At 35.8% G+C, this 19,849-nt stretch carries 19 protein-coding genes; 10 read left to right on the top strand and 9 right to left on the bottom strand.

Translation table 11 applies throughout. The annotated features are described in order from the left end of the window. Window positions 1-3: 3 nt before the first annotated feature. On the bottom strand, window positions 4-732 hold the full coding sequence (gene pxpA / locus I600_RS17385) for a 5-oxoprolinase subunit PxpA (RefSeq protein ID WP_058105846.1): 729 nt from the start codon (window positions 730-732) through the stop codon (window positions 4-6). 1 nt (window position 733) lies between these two features. After that, the gene (locus I600_RS17380; RefSeq protein ID WP_058105845.1) at window positions 734-1,927 is read right to left on the bottom strand and encodes an Nramp family divalent metal transporter; all 1,194 of its coding nucleotides are present in this window, start codon (window positions 1,925-1,927) and stop codon (window positions 734-736) included. A gap of 213 nt (window positions 1,928-2,140) precedes the next feature. Between I600_RS17380 and I600_RS17375 the strand changes: the two genes are divergently transcribed. Together I600_RS17375 and I600_RS17370 are read left to right on the top strand one after the other, a co-directional pair. After that, on the top strand, window positions 2,141-2,587 hold the full coding sequence (locus tag I600_RS17375) for a hypothetical protein (protein WP_058105844.1): 447 nt from the start codon (window positions 2,141-2,143) through the stop codon (window positions 2,585-2,587). Between the two features lie 11 nt (window positions 2,588-2,598). Further along, window positions 2,599-3,162, top strand: a complete 564-nt coding sequence (locus tag I600_RS17370) for a hypothetical protein (RefSeq protein WP_058105843.1) — start codon at window positions 2,599-2,601, stop codon at window positions 3,160-3,162. Window positions 3,163-3,187: 25 nt separating this feature from the next. On the opposite strand, the gene I600_RS17365 is transcribed toward I600_RS17370, so the two are convergent. The 5 genes from I600_RS17365 to I600_RS17345 form a co-directional block, all read right to left on the bottom strand. After that, window positions 3,188-4,723, bottom strand: a complete 1,536-nt coding sequence (locus I600_RS17365; protein WP_058105842.1) for a YifB family Mg chelatase-like AAA ATPase — start codon at window positions 4,721-4,723, stop codon at window positions 3,188-3,190. A gap of 2 nt (window positions 4,724-4,725) precedes the next feature. Next, window positions 4,726-7,119 carry a penicillin acylase family protein gene (locus tag I600_RS17360; protein ID WP_058105841.1) on the bottom strand — a complete coding sequence of 798 codons (2,394 nt, stop codon included), beginning with the start codon at window positions 7,117-7,119 and terminating at the stop codon, window positions 4,726-4,728. A 109-nt stretch (window positions 7,120-7,228) separates the two neighbouring features. After that, on the bottom strand, window positions 7,229-9,190 hold the full coding sequence (locus I600_RS17355) for a protein-disulfide reductase DsbD family protein (protein ID WP_058105840.1): 1,962 nt from the start codon (window positions 9,188-9,190) through the stop codon (window positions 7,229-7,231). Next, on the bottom strand, window positions 9,187-10,497 hold the full coding sequence (gene tilS, locus I600_RS17350; protein ID WP_058105839.1) for a tRNA lysidine(34) synthetase TilS: 1,311 nt from the start codon (window positions 10,495-10,497) through the stop codon (window positions 9,187-9,189). Before tilS ends, I600_RS17355 begins: the two co-directional genes overlap by 4 nt. 76 nt (window positions 10,498-10,573) lie before the next feature. Beyond that, entirely contained in the window at window positions 10,574-11,110 is a 537-nt protein-coding gene (locus I600_RS17345) for an NADPH-dependent FMN reductase (protein WP_058105838.1), read from the bottom strand. 128 nt (window positions 11,111-11,238) lie between these two features. On the opposite strand from I600_RS17345, the gene I600_RS17340 reads away from it, so the two are divergent. Then, on the top strand, window positions 11,239-12,423 hold the full coding sequence (locus tag I600_RS17340; RefSeq protein ID WP_058105837.1) for a heparan-alpha-glucosaminide N-acetyltransferase domain-containing protein: 1,185 nt from the start codon (window positions 11,239-11,241) through the stop codon (window positions 12,421-12,423). Window positions 12,424-12,510: 87 nt separating this feature from the next. Here I600_RS17340 and lpdA read toward each other — a convergent pair whose 3' ends face one another. Both lpdA and I600_RS17330 read right to left on the bottom strand, forming a co-directional pair. Beyond that, window positions 12,511-13,917, bottom strand: a complete 1,407-nt coding sequence (gene lpdA / locus I600_RS17335) for a dihydrolipoyl dehydrogenase (protein WP_058105836.1) — start codon at window positions 13,915-13,917, stop codon at window positions 12,511-12,513. A 48-nt stretch (window positions 13,918-13,965) separates the two neighbouring features. Continuing rightward, window positions 13,966-14,424 (bottom strand): Lrp/AsnC family transcriptional regulator, encoded by a 459-nt coding sequence (locus I600_RS17330; protein ID WP_058105835.1) that lies wholly within the window; start codon window positions 14,422-14,424, stop codon window positions 13,966-13,968. A 150-nt stretch (window positions 14,425-14,574) separates the two neighbouring features. Between I600_RS17330 and I600_RS17325 the strand changes: the two genes are divergently transcribed. From I600_RS17325 to I600_RS17295, 7 genes are all read left to right on the top strand, one after another. After that, complete coding sequence (locus I600_RS17325; RefSeq protein WP_058105834.1) at window positions 14,575-15,795, top strand: aminotransferase class I/II-fold pyridoxal phosphate-dependent enzyme; 1,221 nt, start codon at window positions 14,575-14,577, stop codon at window positions 15,793-15,795. A 75-nt stretch (window positions 15,796-15,870) separates the two neighbouring features. Beyond that, a complete protein-coding gene (gene nhaC, locus I600_RS17320; RefSeq protein WP_058105833.1) occupies window positions 15,871-17,355 on the top strand; it encodes a Na+/H+ antiporter NhaC in 1,485 nt (494 codons plus the stop codon). A 216-nt stretch (window positions 17,356-17,571) separates the two neighbouring features. Further along, the gene (locus I600_RS17315; RefSeq protein WP_058105832.1) at window positions 17,572-18,216 is read left to right on the top strand and encodes a peroxiredoxin; all 645 of its coding nucleotides are present in this window, start codon (window positions 17,572-17,574) and stop codon (window positions 18,214-18,216) included. Window positions 18,217-18,286: 70 nt separating this feature from the next. Next, on the top strand, window positions 18,287-18,601 hold the full coding sequence (locus tag I600_RS17310; protein ID WP_058105831.1) for a thioredoxin family protein: 315 nt from the start codon (window positions 18,287-18,289) through the stop codon (window positions 18,599-18,601). Continuing rightward, entirely contained in the window at window positions 18,582-18,839 is a 258-nt protein-coding gene (locus I600_RS17305; RefSeq protein WP_058105830.1) for a DUF6952 family protein, read from the top strand. Before I600_RS17310 ends, I600_RS17305 begins: the two co-directional genes overlap by 20 nt. Before the next feature lie 120 nt (window positions 18,840-18,959). Beyond that, the gene (tpx, locus tag I600_RS17300) at window positions 18,960-19,463 is read left to right on the top strand and encodes a thiol peroxidase (protein ID WP_058105829.1); all 504 of its coding nucleotides are present in this window, start codon (window positions 18,960-18,962) and stop codon (window positions 19,461-19,463) included. Window positions 19,464-19,476: 13 nt separating this feature from the next. Continuing rightward, window positions 19,477-19,842, top strand: a complete 366-nt coding sequence (locus tag I600_RS17295; RefSeq protein WP_058105828.1) for a diacylglycerol kinase — start codon at window positions 19,477-19,479, stop codon at window positions 19,840-19,842. Window positions 19,843-19,849 lie beyond the last annotated feature (7 nt).

Below are 19,849 nucleotides of genomic sequence, written 5' to 3'. Positions count from 1 at the left end.
TACTTATAGATTATGTTCTGATAAATGCTCTGTAATATACGTTAAAATTTGTAATGCAGAAGGTGTGTCACCATGAATACAAAAGGTATCTGCATACATAGGCAAGCTTTTACCTGAAACAGTTTTCACTTTCTTATTTTTGTGCATATATAGAATATGAGCCAGTACTTCTTCCCCATTATTCAACAGGGCGTTTTTTTCTTTCCTCGCTACTAGGCTCAAATCATCATTATAATTTCTATCAGCAAAGGCTTCTATTAACACCCTAAACCCATTTTTTTCAGCCAACCTTTGAATCACACTATTGTAAGGAACATATAAAAAGGTTGAGTTCCTAAAAGCGGCAATAGCCTCTAAAAAAATTTCAGCCAAGGTTTCATTTTTAGCTATATCATTATATAAAGCTCCGTGTGGTTTTATGTGATGCAAATCAACACCAACCTGTTCCCGGGCGTTATTGAATACCTCCATTTGAGATCTGATACTTACAATTAAATCTGCCCTTGAAATTTGCAATGAAACACGACCAAAATTCTTTCTATCGGGATATGAAGGATGCGCACCTACCTTAACGTTATATGATTTAGACAAATCTAGACACTTTTTAATGGTATCTATAGAACCCGCATGAGCTCCACAAGAAATATTACAAGAACTAATAAGGGGAAACAATTCACTTTCATTACCTACACCTTCACCAACATCACAGTTAATATCTATGGTATTGTTCATATTACATTATACCTATTACCGTTAAAATACTTTTTGCACCCAATACAACAGAAAGAAGAATAATAAGTAAGCCAAACACATTTTGCGACCAGGTGTTTTTATATTTCCCCATTACACCAACTCTGTTCACTACCCACAACAAAAACACTGCAATGATGGGTAATAAAAGTCCGTTCGTAATTTGTGCAAATTTTATAATCTCAATGGGCTTAATTCCAAAAGATAGAAAGAAAACTCCAAGGTATAAAATCACCATCCAAATCATTCTAAATTTAAAATCCTTAAGACCAGCGTTCCATCCAAAGCAACTATTAGCAACATATGCGGCAGCCAAAGGTGCGGTTATTGATGAAGTAATACCTGCAGCAAACATACCTATACCTAAAAAATACAAAGCAGCAGAACCGTATAAAGGCTCAAGTGCTTTAGCCATACCCATAACGTTATTAACCTCTAAAGAATTAATGGCCGAGGCAGATATTATAATACTAATTGAAACAAGACCGCCCAATATAATAGAGACCATAGTATCTCTTTTAGCTAAATTGAGATCATCTTTTGATTTCCATTTTTCACTGACCAGAGCTGCATGTAAAAAAAGATTATACGGTACAACAGTAGTACCGACCAATGCAATGATGGTAAGAATACCGTTTTTAGGAACGGAAGGCACCAATAAGCCTTTTAACAGCTCCCACATATTGGGCTTAGTCAAAATTGCGGTCATTACAAATGATAAACTCATGATCAATACCAGCACTATAAATACTTTTTCCAGGGCTTTATAACTACCTAAATACAATAGTACAAAAGCCAATCCACCAAGAACAAAAGGGTATAAACTACTATAGTTAGTACCAAACAAGGCTTCCATTCCTAAAGTTGCACCCCCAATATTACCTGCTTCATATGATGCATTACCTATAATAATTGCTGAAAATATTAAGGCAATGACACTATTTCTAATAATTGGATTATGGAGTTCTTGCTTAATGACATCTGCCAAACCTTTTTGAGTTACAATACCTAAGCGGGCAGACATTTCTTGCAAAATAAAGGTTGCTATTATAGATAACAGCATAGCCCACAGCAAATTAAAACCAAAATCTACCCCTGCCAAGGTACAAGCCGTAACTGTACCTGGACCAATAAAAGCAGCCGCTACCAGAACCCCTGGACCTAATTTTTTAAACATATGTCAATTTTTCATTCCTGTAAATATAATTGGTAAAATTGACTTTGCTCACCATACTTAAAATCATTTTCACCACAATTTTAACATTTTAAAATACCGTTAATCTAAAAAATTGCAGTTCGTCTAAAACTTGGGCGCCTTTCATCGAGTTTACATAATAATCCTAAAATAACAGGGTTATAGCTATCCCCAAACCTTAAACTTAACCTATTAATGATTTGCTTAGAATGTAAAAAAGAACTTGGTTACTTAGATCATAAAAATGCCATGGAGAGCGCAGGTGTAGAGCTTTGCTCAAAGCACCATGAACGTATTAAATTACTAATCAACAAACACAATACACCTTTAGAGGCCATACAACTTTATTATGCTTTAAAAGAAGCTGGTGTAAACTCTATGTTAGAATGGTGGGACGGTAAAAAATCTATAGATATAGCCATCTCACGTGTAAAACTAAATATTGAAATTGATTCTGAATATGATAAGCTGACCGAACATGAAGCTATCAACAATTTAGAAGAAGCAATGCACTCCTTTAAAAATGGATTTACAACCATTAGAATTCCCCATATTGTTGTAAGGTATTATCTAAGTGAGACCGTAAACAATATCATTGGAATAATGGAAGGTCTAAAAGCCAACATCAAAGTGATCAATTAAAAAAACGGAATATGGAAAATTCTAAAAAAGCATATAAAAATCCGATCAGGGCGGCAATAGCCTCCCTATTGATCGGTATGGTAATGCGCATACTTCACTGGCCCTTTTCAAAAGGAATAATATTTATTTCCTTTGCTGCCATTCTAATACTTTACGCCCTTCGCTTTTTTAAAAAGGAAGAAAAAAAGTCAGTGGATCTAATTAAAATGGCCTTAGTTCTTTTTTGGACAACAAACGGTCTTTTAACGATTTTAGATTTTACCCATACCCTATTTTTTCAAATTGGCACAGCTTTTACATTTATTGCTTGGTTCGCCATGGAGGGCACGTCGTATTTTATGTCAAAAGAAGGTGACGCAAAAAATAGCATAACAGAAATCATTTGGAATTTTGTAATGGTTATTGGCGTGTTAACCCTTATATGCGGTGGTCTTATGCACTTACTAAACTGGGAATACTCGATACCAACGCTGACCTTAGGTCTTACCATTGTAACAAGTTATATCCTTAGGGATATTTTTACTGCACCAAAAAAGAACAAGGACGACATAAATAATGAAGAGCTATACTCTTAGCTAAACATTTTTATCATTTACAATTTTACCCCAACCAACCCTCTCTGTCGAGTGAACGGTATTGAATGGCCTCTGAAATATGATTTCCGTTCAATGCCTGCTCACCGGCTAAGTCGGCTATAGTTCTTGCCACCTTTAAAATCCTATCATACGCTCTTGCCGATAAGTTTAACCTTTCCATGGCATTTTTCAATAATGCCTTAGATTTATCATCAAGTTTACAATATTCACGAATTTGTTTGGTATTCATTTGAGCATTGTAATGTACATTCTCCAGCTCATTAAAACGCTTTGTTTGAATTTCGCGAGCCACTGTAACTCGTTTTCTGATATCTACACTACTTTCCCCTTTTCGTTCTTCGGATAGTTTTTCGAACGGTACTGGAGTTACCTCAATATGAATATCTATACGATCTAATAACGGTCCCGATATTTTGCTTAAATACCGCTGCATTTCTGCAGGTGAAGAAGTTACCGGAGCATCTGGATCATTAAAATACCCACCAGGACTTGGGTTCATACTTGCCACCAACATAAAACTACTTGGGTAGGTAACCGTAAAGCGTGCACGTGAAATAGTTACTTCCCTATCTTCTAAAGGTTGGCGCATTACCTCTAGCACACCTCTCTTAAATTCTGGTAATTCATCAAGGAACAAGACTCCGTTATGGGATAGTGAAATTTCTCCCGGTTGCGGGTAAGCTCCGCCTCCTACCAGTGCTACGTCAGATATAGTATGATGTGGGCTCCTGAACGGTCTTTGGCTCATAAGCCCCATATTCTTGATCTTACCAACCACGCTATGAATTTTGGTAGTTTCCAATGCTTCGTGTAAGGTCATTGGTGGCAGAATTGAAGGTAAGCGTTTTGCCAACATGGTTTTACCTGCACCAGGTGGTCCTATCAATATAATGTTGTGCCCACCAGCAGCTGCAATTTCCATACACCTTTTAATACTTTCTTGCCCCTTAACATCAGAAAAGTCGAACTCAGGAAAATCTAAGCTTTTATAAAACTCTTCTCTAGTATCTATTATAGTCTGCTCAAGCGAAATGCCTTGATCAAAAAATTCCAAAACTTGTTTAATATTATCTACCCCATAGACTTTTAAATCTCCAACAATAGCAGCCTCTTTTGCATTTTCCGTTGGCAGAATAAAACCAGCAAAACCTTCTTCCTGTGCTTTTATTGCAATTGGCAATGCTCCTTTAATAGGCTGAAGGCTACCATCTAGGGACAGTTCCCCCATGATGATGTACTTTTCTATGTCCTCAGATTTTATTTGACCAGAGGCTGCCAAAATTCCTATGGCCAAGGTAAGATCATATGCCGAACCTTCTTTTCTAAGATCGGCCGGAGCCATATTTATTGTGATTTTTTTACCTGGTATTTTATAACCATTATTTTGTAGTGCCGCTGCAATTCTATAGTTACTTTCTTTGATGGCATTATCCGGAAGCCCTACTAAATGATACCCTATTCCCTTGTCAATATTTACTTCTACTGTAATCGTTGTGGCCTCAACTCCAAATACGGCACTCCCATAAACTTTTGTAAGCATTTTTAATCCTTTGGCTTAAATGTAAGGATTTCTTTGCTTTTTTTAATTTCCTCTTTATTCATCATCATTTTACGAAACTCACCATTAACATACATTTCTGCCTGATCCCTATAATGTTTGCTTAATGGGTTACCAGATTGCCCTGTTGGTAAAATGCTTATACTATTCTCCACATCTGAAAAATCTATTACCCTTCTTGTTGAGGGTCCTGATGTCGTCTTATAAAAACCAGTATCATCATAAGCAAAGGCCAAGTTATTTATTACCTCCCTAGAACCATGTATTGGAAAAGGTCCCACATTGAAAAAAGATCGTAAAGCCGCTATTTGACCAATTGGATGCCCGTGTTCAATGGAATGTACACGTTCCCAGCGCCATTGATTTACGTTATTACCAAAATCCTTTTCTAAAGAAGCAATTGCCTCCATAAAAGATAGATTCACAATATCTTTCATATTCTCAGATACGTTGGTAGTGTTTACATTATCCCACCACACAGAATTTTCATCTTTGGATAAAGGAGCAATCAGCCTTTTCATAAAATGAGTACTTAAAAATTGATTGAACAACTCCTCATCCAATTCATCTTCAAAAGTATTCTCCAATAAGTAGTAGATCCATCTATTATAAACAGTAGCCTCTATGGATGATAAATTATAATCTCCGGACCACATCTTTAAACTATCAATAGCCTTTAATCCGTTTTCGCTTAGCAATGATACATCTAAATATTTAGCCAAATTAGAAACTATATCTGGTTCTACAGATGATATCACATCAGTTATCATCTCACTAGCTGCAGATATATCCCAATCGTCTTTAGGCTCCAATAAACTTACAATTCTCTTACCTCTATTCTCTGGCAAATAATACCCAGGATACAACATACCGGCAATAGAATCTGGTTGGTTATTGGCGGAATACACAAAATTATTTGGCGGATTTATAGCCTGCGGATTCTCATTAAAGTCTAACAATTCTCTTTCTAATGATAGCCCTTTATTTACTTCATAAATAAGTTTGGTGTTTACAGAGTCGGGTATCTTATAAAGTTGGGCCGTGGCAAACCATGCTACATTTCCCTCATTATCTCCGTACATAATATTTAAACCAGGCGCATGTATTTTTGGAAGCGATTTTTTAAATTCCGCTAAGTTATTTGAATGACTTAAACCATATAAGGCATCTATAACCTTATTCTCCATTTCTGTGTAGACCCATGACATTGCAATAGGTCTATCCCCTTGAACTTGATCGGCAATTCCGTTTAAGATCGGACCATGATCTGATCTTTTATAAGAAAACTGAACATCATCAGCGTCTTTAACATGAATTGTTTTGTGTACAATTTCATAATCTACATAGCCATTCTTAGAGAGATACTGATTCTCATTCGCTGGATTGTTCTGCTCATAATAAAAATCAACGTCATCATTTTCAAACATGGTGAGTCCGTAGGCCAATTTTCTATTATGTCCCAATAAAGGAAATGGTATACCTGCAATATGATATCCATATTTGGAATAAGTAGGTGTTTCTACATGAGCTTCAAACCAAACGGATGGTTGAGAAAAACCAATGTGCGGATCATTGGCAAAAATTACCTTTCCGTTCTTTGTTTTTTCAGGTGCAATTACCCAACTATTACTTCCTTCGAACAAAGGAATATCCAATACACTTAGGGCTTTATTAACAGCGGCAGTAAGATTATTTTGGATAGTATCTTTGGGTGCAGGGTTATAATTCTTTATCCATTCGGTATCTACGGTTGAACCTACATGCAGATCTTTTAAGTATTGAGGACCCAAATTGGCATTTATAGAAGTTAATAATGGATCTGTTTTGTGCGCCATTGCAAAACTAAAGGCCATGTAACCAATAGTATTATAGATATCCTCTAAAACAAATTCTCTCTTATCTATACCGGTTAAATAAAACTCTACCGGTGTTGGACCTTCATTTATAAATTGATTGATACCGTCCAAATAGGCTTTAGCTAAAATAACACCTTCGTCATTTACATCTACCTTGGATGCCGTTATCTTAGAAGCATCGGCAATTCCTAATGATAAAAAAAACTTATCTGTACCAATAAGATCTTTACCAAATACCTCAGAGAGTCCGCCACTCGCAATTCTTCTTAACAGTTCCATTTGCCAAAGACGATCTTGGGCATGAACATAACCTAAAGTTCTAAATGCGTCTTTTTCGTTTTCACCGTAAATATGAGGAATTCCATAATCATCATAATAAACATTTACAACTTCTTGAAGACCAACTAATTTCTTTTCACCGGAGTAGTCTGGTTTTAGAGTGTATGCAAATATTCCGATAATAATTATCAGAAGGGTAACAAGTACCAACAGGAGTGCTCCTATTTTTTTTAATGTTCTCATAGTTTCTTTGGGGGATTATCTCTCCCAATTTAAAACTATTTTTTACATAAAACGTCTCAGAGCTCTGCTTTTTATTGACAAGTAGTCAACATCTTACAAAAAAGATATCCTATTTATTATTCCTTAATCCTTCTAACAACCAATTTTTATAGGTTGGAATATCAGAATTTTGAATAGAAGTGTTGAGCACTTCTAAATCAGGAGAAAGCAGCACATAAAATGGTTGGGAAATTGAACCAAAATTCACATCTTGAAAGGTACCCCATTTTTGGGCAATGTTGTTAATTTCCTTTACTCTACCACTCTCAAATTGAAAATTGAACTGTTCATTTTCAGGAAGCTCCTCCCTATCATCCGTATATAAAGAAATTAAAATATAATAATCTTTTATGATCGGAAAAACTTCGGAATCGCTCCAAACATTCTCCTCCATTTTTCGGCAATTTACACATGCCCATCCCGTAAAATCCAAAAGAATTGGTTTATCAACCTTATTGGCATATGCCAACCCTTCATCAAAATCCTTAAAACAATCTATACCTAAAGGGCAATCACTTTCTTGCTCAAAAATGCTATAAAATTCAGGAGGAGGAAAACCGCTCAACAATTTAAGGTTGGTAACTTTAGTTACGCCTAGTATCATATAAAGCGTAAATGCAGCACTTAAAAAGGCTGTTACTTTTCTTCCTAGTGACAACTTTTTAACCGGGCTATCGTGCGGAAATTTATATATACCAAATAAGTAGAGTGTCATCGCGATACCTAATATGATCCAAATGCCCAAAAATATCTCACGCTTTAGAATACCCCAATGCCCAACTAAATCTGCATTAGATAAAAATTTAAGGGCAAGTCCTATTTCTAGAAACCCCAATACTACTTTTACGGTGGTCATCCATCCACCAGATTTAGGTAATGAATTTAACCATGCAGGAAACAAAGCAAAAAGAGCAAAAGGTAATGCCAGTGCCGCACCAAAACCTGTCATACCCGCGGTAAGGTTAGAAGCTACTTCACCTTCCGCTAAAGTAGTACCGCCCAGTAAGCCACCCAAAATAGGACCTGTACAGGAGAACGAAACAATAGCCAAGGTCACTGCCATGAAAAAGATACCTAAAACACCACCTACCTTAGAAGATGCAGCGTCCATTTTATTGGCCCAAGAACTAGGTAATGTCAATTCATAATACCCAAAAAATGAAAAGGCAAAAAATATAAAAATCAAAAAGAACAGCAAGTTCAACCAGACATTGGTGGCTATGGAATTTAAAATTTGAGAATCTACCGAATCAAACAAGTGAAAAGGTAGACTCAATAGAAAATAAATAAGCACTATGAAGAATCCATAGAGCAAAGCATTAATTATCCCTTTCGATTTTTTTTGAGAGTGTTTGGTAAAAAAAGATACGGTCAACGGAATCATTGGAAATACACACGGGGTCAATAAGGCTATTAATCCCCCAAGAAAACCAAGTCCGAATATGACCCAGATATTTGTACCTGTAGCAATGGTATCTTGACCTTGCGTTAACAGTTCTCTATTTTTAAGGTCTAACCGTAACTTTTGACCTAAAGCTAAACTTCTATCATCAACAGTGTTTATAATTTCAGCTTCAGAACCATCTAAAGTAAACATGAACTTTTTGTCCATAGGAATGCAAACTTCTTTACAAACCTGAAAAAAGAGATCAACATCTATCTGGTTGATTTCAGGGTCCAATATTTTAATTCTTTGTGTAAAGGTGGCCTCATCTTTAAAATAGGTTTCTTCTACTTCAAAAATTTCACTGTATTCCTTTATTGTTTCGCTTTCCAAGGTACCATCTATCAATTCATAAATTGTACCGTTGCCATTATAGGTGAATTCACTTGGCAAAGAACCAAATTCTGACGTAAACTGAGAGTACATGTGCCATCCGTCAAGAATTTTAGCCTGCATTACCAATTCATATTCCGTATCCGAAATCTTATTGATTTGCTGTTCCCAAACTACGGGTTCATCTTCGGTTTGCGCAATAACCTGTAATGGCATTACAGTTAAAAAAAATAGGAATGCAAAAAATCTAATCATTTAATATCTATTTTTAAAATCTCTTGGGTGGTATCTACAACCCTAAAACGGTGGTCTGCACGCATGCCTACAACCCAAACAATTTGCTCACCTGAACATAACAGCCAAGTTTCTTCTTTAGACAAAACATCAACTTTCTCGTCTTTAAAATACTTGGACAACTTCTTTTTTCGATTTAAACCTATCGGATAAAAATAGTCGCCACTTTTCCATTTTCTTACGGTCAGCGGATATTTTAAAGCACTTTTTTGAACGTATATTTCATTCTTTGTATTATCATAACGTTCAGAAACCTTTGTAAATTTCAAGTTGACCGGAAGATTCAAAGGTACTTTATCCTCAGGAATTAAGAACTCATCAACTACGGATTTAGCATCGCTTTTTGAGGTCAATAATAATACATTGCGATTCTTAACTAGAATATGGGTGTTAGATTGGAGTTGTTTACCGGATAAACCGTTTAACAAACCTTCTAGATTGTCCATTTCTTTAAATCCATATGGACTGAACAATGCATACAAATAAGTAGGTAATGGCTGTAAGCCCCTAAGCTTATCAATTTCTATTTCTACCTTACCATCTTTACTTACAAATAAATCTTGCTTTAACTTTAGTAGATAAGTAGAGGCTATCGTTTCCGTTTGGTGTAAATATTGAAGGGTATTTTTAAAATTTTCAGAAAAAGTAGGATGAAGTTCATTCAACTTTGGAATAACCTCTAATCTTATTTTATTACGTAAATACTTAATGTCCGCATTACTGGCATCTTCACGCCAATTTATATTTTCGGCATTCGCAAAGTTTTCCAACTCTTCTCGAGTATAAGGCAACAATGGTCTTCTTAAGTAATTAATTTTCGCTGGTATACCCGTTAAACCATCAATACCCGTGCCTCTAGATAAATTGATCAAAAAAGTCTCAATATTATCATTTGCATGATGTGCCGTTAAAACATACTTGCCTGCATCTTGATTCAGCAATTGCCTAAACCACGCATATCGTAATTCACGCGCCGCCATTTGAACCGAAACCTTGTGTTGGTTCACATAGCCCAAAGTATCAAAATGGGTGACATACACCGGTTTATTTATGTTATTTGCTAAACTTCTAACAAAGGTTTCATCTTCATCACTGGCATTTCCGCGTAATTGAAAATTACAGTGTGCAATTGAAAATTGTAACTGTGCCCTATTACATAATTCTACCAATACGGTACTGTCAAGACCTCCACTACATGCAATTATGAAGTGATTTTCCAACAATTCCGGAAAAGAAATTTCTATATGTTCCCTGAACGTTTTTAGCACGCCATAAAGGTAAAGAAGTTCCGCAATTTAACAGGACAGACTAAGAATAATTTAACTTGAACAAGCAATTCTTTAATTAGGAAATAGCCTTTACAAAAGTGCTTACTTTTTCAGCGTGTACTTTTGCCAATTCATCATCTATAATTCCTTTTTGCTCATCAAAATTCTCGTTAAATCTTGGCAATGAAAAAGATGTAACCACAGTACCTTGAAATCTAGTTATCATTTTTTCCGCAACCTCTAAGGCTCCAATAGCACCACGACCACCATTTGAAGTGGCCATTAACATTATCTTCTTATCCGCTAAGAACTTTACATCTAACCTAGATAACCAATCCATAACATTTTTAAAATAAGCAGAAGGGTAACTATTGTGCTCACTTACGGCAATGATCAAGCCTTTGGCATTACTTATTTCATTCTTGAACTCCACCAAAGAGTTAGAGTAACCATCTTCTTTTTCCGCATCTTGACTATACATAGGAAAAGGGTATTTAGACATGTCTCTTAACCTAACCTCTGTATCGCCAATTAACGTGGAAGTATATTTTGCCAATTTATAATTAATGGAAACTGAAGAATTGCTTCCTGCAAATGTTAAAACGTAACTCATAATGCTATTTTATTGTGTATTTGCGAATTTAATTTAATAAAGCCTAACCTTAAATTATTTTATCTAATTTTACCGCTTTAAACATCCAAACTTACTGTTTTATAAGTATATAGGATATAATTGTTATAATGAGCAACTCTAAGTCAAGATTGTTTTTTTTAGACGCTATAAGAGCGTGGGCCATCTTAATGATGTTACAAGGTCATTTTATTGATGGTTTGCTTGATAATGCATTCAGAGACAACTCAAATATACTCTTTACCACTTGGAAATACTTTAGAGGAATTACCGCTCCGGTTTTCTTTACCGTTTCTGGTTTTATTTTTACTTTTTTGCTGATAAGATCACCACAGACGGGTTGGAGTAACCCTCGTGTAAAAAAAGGAATTAAACGTGGTCTTGAACTTTTGGTCATCGCCTATCTTTTAAGAATGAATATTTTTGGTCTCTTTAAAGGCGAAATCTATGATTCTTTTTATTTAGTTGATGTACTGCACTGTATTGGGCTTTCTTTATTATTCATCATAGGTTTTTACATCTTGACATTTGCTAGGCAGAAATGGATTTTCCCAACAATATTGGCAACCACTACCCTATTATTATTTGCCTTTGAGCCTTATTACAAAACCCTAAGTTTTAATTTTTTACCGCAAGCCATGGCAAATTATTTCACAAAGACCAACGGCTCTGTGTTCACTATTATACCCTGGTTGGGCTATGCAACCATAGGTAGTTTTCTATCTGTGCTATTTTCTAGATTTCAAAACAATAAAAATGTTTATAATTTCATAGTACCAACATATGTAGCCATTGGGTTAATCTTAATGTTTTTTTCTTCCGATTTCTTTCTTTATTTGCATGAAGTTACCGGAATACAGCTATTTCAATCCATTTTCAATAACAATTACCTATTTATTCGCTTAGGTGATGTATTATTAGTCTTTTCCATATTTATACTGCTAAGAAAGTTTTTAATGAACTCTACTTGGCTAAAAATCGGTCAAAGCACGCTATCAATATATATCATACATTTCATTATTCTATATGGTAGTTTTACAGGCGTTGGCTTATATAGGTTTTTTCACCACTCACTGAATCCATACTTTGTTGTACCGGGAGCCATATTGTTTATGATTGCAAGTACATTTTTCGCACTACAGTATGAAAATCATAAAGTAGAAATTAAATCTAGCATATCTAGCTTTTTGTCAACTACTAGAATTTACTTGGAACAAATAGCAATTTTACTGTTTGAAGCATTGAGAACCATAACGGAAAAAGTACTACGATTACTGGGATTGATAAAAAATTAAAACCACCCTAACAAATGGTCTAGAAGTTATAATATTAAAAAAGGCAGCCCAAGGGCTGCCTTTTTTATTTAAAATAGTATCTATTAATTAAACATGAAGCGCACGATCATCGGTTGCGGCCAATGCTGCTTCTTTCACTGCTTCAGCATATGTTGGATGAGCATGGCTCATTCTAGAAATATCTTCTGCAGAAGCTCTAAATTCCATTGCAGTTACCGCTTCGGCAATTAAATCTGCAACACGAGCACCCACCATATGAACTCCTAAGACTTCATCGGTCTTTTTATCGGCAAGGATCTTTACAAATCCGTCAGTATCCATACTTGCCCTTGCACGGCCCAAAGCGCGCATTGGAAATTGACCAACTTTATAGTCAACACCAGCTTCCTTTAGCTCTTCTTCAGTTTTACCAACTGCAGCTACCTCTGGCCAAGTATACACAACCCCAGGTATTAAGTTATAATCAATATGAGGTTTTTGACCTGCCAATTGCTCAGCAACCAAAGTACCTTCTTCTTCAGCTTTATGAGCTAACATAGCTCCTTTGATGACATCACCAATAGCGTAGATATTATCTACGTTAGTTTTCAAGTGCTCATCAACAATGACTTTACCTCTTTCATCAAGTTGAACACCTGCAGCATCAACATTTAATCCGTCAGTATAAGGCTTTCTACCTACAGCAACCAAACAGTAGTCACCTTCAAAAACAACCTCTTGACCTTTTTTATCATCGGCCTTTACAATAACCTGATCTCCTTTTCTTTCAACCGATTTTACTTTGTGAGATAAGGCAAACTTCATTTTTTGCTTTTTAAGCACCTTGGTCAGTTCTTTTGAAAGTGCACCATCCATACCAGGAATAATACGATCCATAAACTCGACCACAGTAACATCTGCCCCTAGTCTTTTATACACCTGACCTAATTCCAAGCCTATAACACCACCACCAATAACAATCATATGTTTTGGTACTTCCTTTAGTTCTAGAGCTTCTGTAGATGTGATGATACGTTCTTTATCCAATGTAATGAACGGTAAGGTAGATGGTTTGGAACCTGTGGCTATAATAATATTCTTAGCTTCGATCTCTTCGGTTTTTCCATCGTTCTTTTTGATGTTAATATGAGTAGCATCTTTAAAACTACCTACACCTTCATAAACGGTAATTTTATTTTTGTCCATCAAAAACTCTATACCCTTTGTAGTTTGATCAACCACACCTTGCTTACGAGCGATCATTTTTTCCAAGTTCACTTTAACTTCACCAGGAATCTCAATACCATGCTCATCAAAATGCTTAATGGCATCTTCATAATGATGCGAAGAATCTAACATCGCCTTAGAAGGAATACAGCCAACATTTAAACATGTTCCGCCCAAGGTGGAATATTTTTCAATTATTGCAGTTTTCATTCCTAGTTGCGCACAACGTATTGCTGCGACATATCCTCCAGGTCCTGAGCCTATAATGGCTACATCATATTGATCCATAAAATTTTAATTTTCTAATGTCTTACAAAATTAATACTATTTTTAGTTTTAAAGCGGTATAGCGGTAGAATGCTTTACCTCTTTTATAGTAAATGAGCTTTGAGTACTTCCAATATGATTCATAGTCGTTAATTTATTGACCATAAAATGTCTGTAAGCCTCCATATCTTTAACATGAATTTTCAATAGATAATCATAATCACCACTTAAATGGTGACATTCTACCACCTCTTGCAAACGCATGACCTGTGCTTCAAATTGTGCAATATTATCCTTAACATGCTGCACTAACTTCACGTGACAAAATACCGTAAAGTTCCTATTTACAATAGCTTTGTCAACTAACGCCACGTAACTTCTTATTGCCCCTTCCCGTTCCAATCTTTTTATACGTTCATAAATGGCAGTGGTGGAAAGCCCTAATTTTAAGGCATACTCTTTAGTTGTCTTCTTACTATCTTCCTGTAGTAATTCCAATAGCTTGTTATCAATTTGGTCAAGTTTCATAATGAATATAATTCCGTCTGGTTGTTACAAATTAAACAATAATAGAATAAAAATCTAATTTCACATAAATAATAGCATCAAATTCTAAAAATTTACATTTCTGTTGACAAATTTACACTTAAAGGGTAGTTTTACAGAAAACAACAACCTATGAGTCACAAAAGCAGCAATGATTTACAAGATTTACAATACTTTGGAGAATACGGTGGCGTAAATCCGTCCATATCAGATTCATCAACATATACTTTCATATCGGCAAAGACGATGTTCGATACTTTTGAAGGAAACACAGAAGGCTGCTATCTATATAGTAGGCATTCCTCTCCTTCAAACTTATATTTAGGGGAAGCCCTTGCAGCTTTAGAAGGTACAGAAAGCGCCAATGTAACCGCCAGTGGCATGGGGGCTATTACAGCTGTAATTTTACAAATATGCAGTGCGGGCGACCACATAATAAGTAGTAGAACAATTTACGGTGGCACATATGCTTTCATGAAAAACTTTCTAGTAAAGTTTGGGATAGAAACTAGCTTTTTAGACATTACGGATTTAGATGCCGTGGAAAACGCTATTAGACCAAATACTAAATTGATCTACTGTGAGAGCGTAAGCAACCCGCTTTTAGAAGTAGCGGACATTTCGGCATTATCACGAATAGCAAAGAAGAACAAACTACTATTAGCTGTTGACAATACCTTCTCGCCTTTAACCATTACCCCGGCAAAATTGGGTGCAGATATCGTCATACACAGTTTAACCAAATTTATAAATGGTACTAGCGATTGTGTTGCAGGGGTCGTTTGCGGCACCACCGAATTTTGTTTAGGACTTAAAGATGTAAATAATGGTGCGGGTATGTTATTAGGTAGTACATTAGATAGTTTAAGAGCTTCTTCAATTCTAAAAAACATGCGTACACTGCATATACGCATGAAAAAACACAGTGAAAATGCCCAGTTCTTGGCTGAAAATTTTGAAAGGGACGGACTTAGAATAGTCTATCCAGGACTCTCATCTCACCCAGGTCATTTGATTATGGAAGATCAAATGAATCCGGAATATGGTTACGGCGGCTTAATTACAATGGACGTTGGCAGTTTAGAAAATGCCAATGCATTGATGGAATTAATGCAAGAAAGAAAATTGGGTTACTTAGCCGTAAGTTTAGGTTTTTATAAAACCTTGTTCAGTGCCCCAGGTAGCTCAACGTCTTCTGAAATTCCTATGGAAGAACAACTAGAAATGGGATTGGGCAATGGCCTAATTAGATTTTCCATTGGACTTGACGACGACATAGAACGAACCTATGAATTAATGAAAAAATGCCTTTTGGACCTTAATATTCTGGATATCAAAAGCATAAAAGTCTAAACTCTATTTTGCATGTTGGGTTTGCACATCCGTAACAGAAATCGTAATATTACGAAATAACCAAACTTCATTTTAATGATTGACCAAAACACTAATGAACATAGGGAAAATGAGCATATTGTTGACAATAAAGAATTAAGCATTTTTGCTGCTTTAGTTCCTGTAATTGCCCTAGTTGCCATGTTGGCTTACAATGTTTATGTGTTTGGTGATGATGCGCTCAGCGGATCAAATCAGTTTATTTTATTGCTTGGTGGCGCAGTGGCCGCAATAGTTGGTTTTCTGAACAAGGTATCTTACAAGCAAATGATTGCCGAGGTTGAAGAGAACATAAAATCTACCACGGGAGCGTTACTTATACTTTTAATGGTAGGTGCTCTAGCGGGTACTTGGCTGGTTAGTGGCATAATTCCGGCCATGATCTACTACGGACTTCAAATACTTAATCCTACCATATTTTTAGCAGCTTGTGTGATTATTTGTGCCATTATATCCGTAGCAACAGGTAGTAGCTGGACCACTTCTGCAACCGTAGGTATTGCCTTAATAGGTATTGGTGAAGCACTGGGTATTTCTTTGGGAATGACCGCAGGAGCAGTTTTATCCGGAGCATATTTTGGCGATAAGTTATCTCCCCTGAGCGACACCACAAATTTAGCACCTGCAATGGCCGGTGGAGAATTGTTCTCGCATATAAAGTATATGCTATGGACTACGGTACCAACTATTTCCGTTACGCTAATTGTATTTTTAATTATTGGTTTTAGCCTTAATACAAGTGGAGAAGCTGATGTTGACGCCATTTTAGCATCTATAGATTCCTCTTTTAATATCAACGGATGGTTATTCTTAGTACCCATTGCCGTTATTGCACTAATAGTTAAAAAAACACCTCCATTGGCGGCATTACTTATAGGTACTTTATTAGCGGCTATTTTTGCATTGATCTTTCAACCGAATATTGTTGCCGGCATCACAGGAGCATCAGAATTAAATTTTGAATCAGGTTATCAGGGAATCTTAAAAGCCATTACGGTAAGTACTGATATACCCACCGATAATAAAGCCTTAAGCGATTTATTCTCATCAAAAGGCATGAAAGGAATGTTGGACACCATTTGGCTTATAATTTGCGCTATGTTTTTTGGTGGTATTATGGATGGTATTGGAGCTTTGGCAAGAATTACAAAATCATTGTTGAGCATGGCTAAATCTACTTTTGGGCTATTCTTTAGCACTGGAATTAGCTGTATTGTTTTAAACGGTACCGCTTCCGATCAATATTTAGCAATTGTAGTACCGGGCAAAATGTTCTCAAAAGCATTCAAGGACAAAGGCTTGGCTCCTGAAAATTTGAGCAGAACTCTTGAAGATACTGGTACGGTTACATCTGTTTTAATTCCGTATAACACCTGTGGTGCTTACCATAGTGGTGTTTTGGGTGTTGGTGTAGCAGAGTATTTTGTTTATGCCATTTTTAACTGGTTAAGCCCAATTATGACCTTCATCTTTGCAGGCTTTAACATTAAAATAAAAAAGTTGGCCACGGGCAAAGCCTAAAATTAAAATTCATCACTTTTTAGCATAATAAGCTAACAATTGTCAATGTGATAAATTAAGGGCCTTAATTTTACGTCTTCGACACTAAAAACACCTGTATTGCTTCGCTATTCAAAATAGTTATTCTACTATTGAAAAATCTAATTTAGAAAGACACTTTACCCTCTTACAAGTCTTAATTTTGCTTTATAATTAATTATAAAACGAAAACATATTATGGCATTTGTAGGAAAGAAATTCCCAAATATTAGTGTTAACGCAATGAACGACATGGGCGATACTTTTAAACTTAATGTTTTAGAAGAAGCTCAAAAGAATAATAAAAAAGTAGTTCTATTCTGGTATCCAAAAGATTTCACTTTTGTTTGCCCAACGGAATTACACGCATTCCAAGCTGCCATTGGTGAGTTCGAAAAAAGAAACACACTTGTAATAGGTGCATCTTGTGATACTCCAGAAGTACACTTTGCTTGGTTGAGCACAGACAAGGATAACGGTGGTATTGAAGGTGTAACATATCCAATTTTAGCGGATAGTAACCGTAACCTATCTAGCGTTTTAGGAATATTGGATATCCAAAACGAAGTTTACGACGAAGAAACTGAAACCGTTCAGGTTGAAGGTGACAATGTTACTTACAGAGCAACATATATCATTGATGAAGAAGGTGTTGTACAACACGAAAGTATCAACAATATGCCTTTAGGTAGAAATGTTGGTGAGTATTTACGTTTGGTAGATGCTTTAACCCATGTACAGGAAAAAGGTGAAGTTTGCCCTGCAAACTGGGAAGAAGGTAAAGAGGCAATGTCTGCAAATAGAGACGGTGTTGCTAGCTACCTTTCTGCTCATGCAAACTAAATAGAATGTTTAATGAACATGAAGTATTTCACTTCATGTTCATTTTATTAACCATTAAAAAGCTTTAGTTATGTTATTAGAATTAGAACAAGATAATTTACAGGAAATCATTGAGAACAACCCTAACGTTGTTGTTCAATACTCTGCCACGTGGTGCGGTAACTGTAGAATTATGAAGCCTAAATTTAAAAAAGAAGCTTCACAGAACGAAAATATTACTTTTGTATTGGCAGATGCCGAAAAGTTTCCAGAATCAAGAAAATTAGCTGACGTAAGCAACTTACCAACTTTTGCTTCATTTGAGTCAGGTAAATTAAAAAACCAGGTTCAGACCAATAAGTATGACCTATTAAAAGAACTGATCGGTGAGATTACCCATAATTAAATTATTGACGGAGTTCATTGAGGAGAAGGATAGTGACTATGTTCTAGAGACCATTGAAACTCTAGAAGCACTTACAGAGTTGCCTTCGCTAAAAGATGAAGAACTTGATGTCATTGGAGAACTTATTTCAAATATGTACGGTGCCATTGAAGTTTCCAATAGCATAGAAGCTGGCACTCCAAAAAAAGATGCTATGAATCAGTTTATGAAACGGGTCTTAGGCTCCATAGACCAATAATAGCTTTTAAATTTATAAAGTCCCTTCAAAATTGAAGGGACTTTTTTTTTGTCCTATTCCCGCTCGTTTCATCTTTATATTTTATAATTTCACATTCTCAATCATAAAAAGATAAAAGTTATGGCTTCGGTTACATTAAAAGGAAATGAAATACACACTATAGGAACTTTACCAGATAATGGCAGCAAAGCTCCGGAATTTGAATTAACTAAAAACGACTTATCTACCGTAAAACTTTCTGACTATGAAGGTTCAAGGGTAGTTCTAAATATTTTCCCTAGTGTTGACACAGGTACTTGTGCACAATCTGTTCGCCAGTTCAACCAAGAAGCTGCAGAGTTGGATAACACCATAGTACTATGCATTTCTAAGGACTTACCATTTGCTCAGGCAAGATTTTGTGGTACAGAAGGTATTGAAAATGTTGAGATGCTTTCAGATTTTAAAGATGGTAATTTTGGAAAAGGTTACAACGTAGCATTTTCAGACGGTCCTTTAGCTCCTTTATTATCAAGAGCCGTAGTGGTTGTTGACGAAAAAGGTAATGTTATTTATACTGAGCAGGTAGCTGAAACTACTGAAGAGCCAAATTACAAAGCAGCATTAGAGGCGTTGATGAACTAATAACAAAAATCTCATGCCAAAAGAATCCTTTTTGGTCAATCGTATTAAAAGTGTTGGTTTCGCCTTTAAAGGTGCCATACTTTTAATACGAACCGAAGCAAGTATTAAAATTCAGGTATTCATTGCTATAGTTATGACAGCCGCTGGTTTTTATTTCGACATTTCAAGTACGGAATGGATACTTCAAATATTTGCAATAGCCATTGTTTTAGGTATTGAAGGCATGAATACGGCCGTAGAAAAAATTGCTGACTACATTCAACCAGAATTTGATGTAAAAATCGGATTTATAAAAGATATATCTGCGGGTGCCGTAATGTTAGTTTCTATAGCATCAGCCATTATTGGTCTTATTATATACGTACCAAAGATTCTTTAGGCAAGTC

The organism is Maribacter dokdonensis DSW-8 (assembly GCF_001447995.1).
Taxonomy (GTDB): domain Bacteria; phylum Bacteroidota; class Bacteroidia; order Flavobacteriales; family Flavobacteriaceae; genus Maribacter; species Maribacter dokdonensis.
This window is presented reverse-complemented; position numbering and strand designations above follow the sequence as displayed.